The 2321-nt window shown below is 33.6% G+C and carries 1 protein-coding gene; it reads left to right on the top strand.

Features of this window, described 5'->3' with window-relative positions:
• Nucleotides 1-155: 155 nt before the first annotated feature.
• A complete protein-coding gene (locus AFK68_RS01285; RefSeq protein ID WP_094671012.1) occupies nt 156-1910 on the top strand; it encodes an NAD+ synthase in 1755 nt (584 codons plus the stop codon).
• The last annotated feature ends 411 nt before the right edge of the window (nt 1911-2321 follow it).

Genomic DNA, 2321 nt, shown 5'->3' with positions numbered 1-2321 from the left:
CTGACTGCTAATAGCTGTTTGCGCAGCATTCCGCAGGAAATGCTTACAAAAAGACTTTTTCAGCATACCCTAACTATGAGGCGTAGATCACCTCTAAACAGGTTTTTCTGTTACAGTTAGGATTAGTATATTTATTGTAGAAATAATCGAATATTATGAAAATAGCAATTGCTCAACTTAATCCTATTATTGGTGATATTTATGGCAATGCCAAATTAATTTTAGAAGCAGCACAAAAAGCACAAAGTTTAGATGCTAAATTGATAATAACTCCAGAATTATCATTAATAGGTTATCCGCCACGAGATTTATTAATTTATCCTAGTTTAATAGAAGCTGCTGCTGTAGAATTAGAAAGTTTAGCTAAAGATTTACCATCAGAAATAGCTGTTTTAGTGGGAACTGTAACTTTTAATTCTCAAGCTGCTGAAAATGGAGAAAAATCTTTATTTAATAGTGCAGCTTTATTAATCAATGGAAAAGTTAAACAAATATTTCATAAACGACTTTTACCTACTTATGATGTCTTTGATGAAGACCGATATTTTGAACCTGGAAAAACTAGCGATTTTTTCACATTAGAAATTTCTCCTGAAATATCAGAATCTTCGGCTAAAGTTGGTGTGACTATTTGCGAAGATTTGTGGAATGATGCAGAATTTTGGGGAAAGCGAAATTATACTTGTGACCCGATGAAAGAATTAGCCGAACAACAGGTTGATTTTGTGATTAATATGTCAGCTTCTCCTTACCGAGTTGGGAAACAAAAATTGCGAGAGGCTATGTTAGAACATAGTACGAATCGTTATCAGATACCAATTATTTATACTAATCAAGTGGGTGGTAATGATGATTTGATTTTTGATGGTTGTAGTGTAGTTTTTAATAGTGCTGGAAAAGTGATTTATCGTGCTAAAGCTTTTGAAACAAGTTTGGCAGTTGTAGAATTTAATTCGGCAAAAAAAGATTTAACTTCAGAAAATTTTGAAAGTACAAATTTGCTAGAAAGCAAGGATGAAGAAATTTGGTCTGCTTTGGTGTTAGGGGTAAAAGATTATCTGCGGAAGTGTGGTTTTTCTAAAGTTGTTCTGGGTTTAAGTGGAGGAATAGATTCTGCTTTAGTTGCAGCGATCGCTACTGCTGCATTAGGAAAGGAAAATGTTTTTACTATTTTGATGCCTTCTCCCTATAGTTCAGAACATTCTGTGAAAGATGCTTTAGAATTAGCAGAAAATTTAGGTATTGCTAAACAGGTTATATCTATTGGGGATTTAATGAAAGGTTATGACAATAGTTTGGGAGGTTTATTTACAGGTACAAATTTTGGCATTGCTGAAGAGAATATTCAATCTCGGATTCGTGGAAATTTATTAATGGCTATTTCTAATAAGTTTGGTCATTTGCTTTTATCCACTGGTAATAAGTCAGAAATGGCGGTTGGTTATTGCACTCTTTATGGTGATATGAATGGTGGATTAGCTGTAATTTCAGATGTGCCGAAAACTCGCGTTTATTCTTTGTGTAAGTGGTTAAATCAACAGGCAGTTAATGGCAATCAAAATTTCTATGGAGCCGAAAATTTACTAATTCCTGAAAAGCAAAATATTATTCCTGAAAATATTCTGACCAAAGCTCCGAGTGCTGAGTTAAAAGAAGACCAAAAAGACCAAGATTCTTTACCTGATTATGAAATATTAGATGATATTTTATTTAGGTTAGTAGAAAACTGTGAATCCTTAGCAGAAATTATTGCAGCAGGACATGATTCAGAGGTAGTAAATAAAGTGGTGAAATTAGTTATGCGAGCAGAATTTAAACGTAGACAAGCACCCCCTGGTTTGAAAATTAGCGAGCGAGCTTTTGGCACAGGTTGGCGGATGCCTATTGCTAAAAAATTAGCTTCGTTTTAGGGAGTGTGGGAAGATCAAGGGGAAAAAGCTCACGGGGTGACAAGGACTTCAAAGCTATTGTTGGATAAGGGTTTAAGCACTCTTTACCTGGGTAAAAATTTGCCTGAGTTTATGAGAATGATAATTATTATTAGTGAGAGTGTCGATGAGGCTTCGCTCATCGATACCCCTTTGATAATAGGACTTTTTCTGAGGTAATAGATTCATCATTTCTTGGATAACGATATAAGAGTAAGTTACCAGTCTCAAATCTAAATATATCAATGAGTGTAGAGTATTGACACTACTCCTGATTTTTTTTTACTTACACAAGAAAATTAAGATAAATATAGTTAAGTAAAATTACTTATCAAAATGTATGTATTTGAAATTCTTGATTATAAGATAATAGTATATACGGATACAAAAAGG

Origin of the sequence: Hydrocoleum sp. CS-953 (assembly GCF_002260545.1) — a bacterium.
GTDB lineage: Bacteria > Cyanobacteriota > Cyanobacteriia > Cyanobacteriales > Microcoleaceae > Trichodesmium.
Note: the sequence above shows the minus strand (reverse complement) of the source record. Positions and strands in the feature narration are given on the sequence as shown.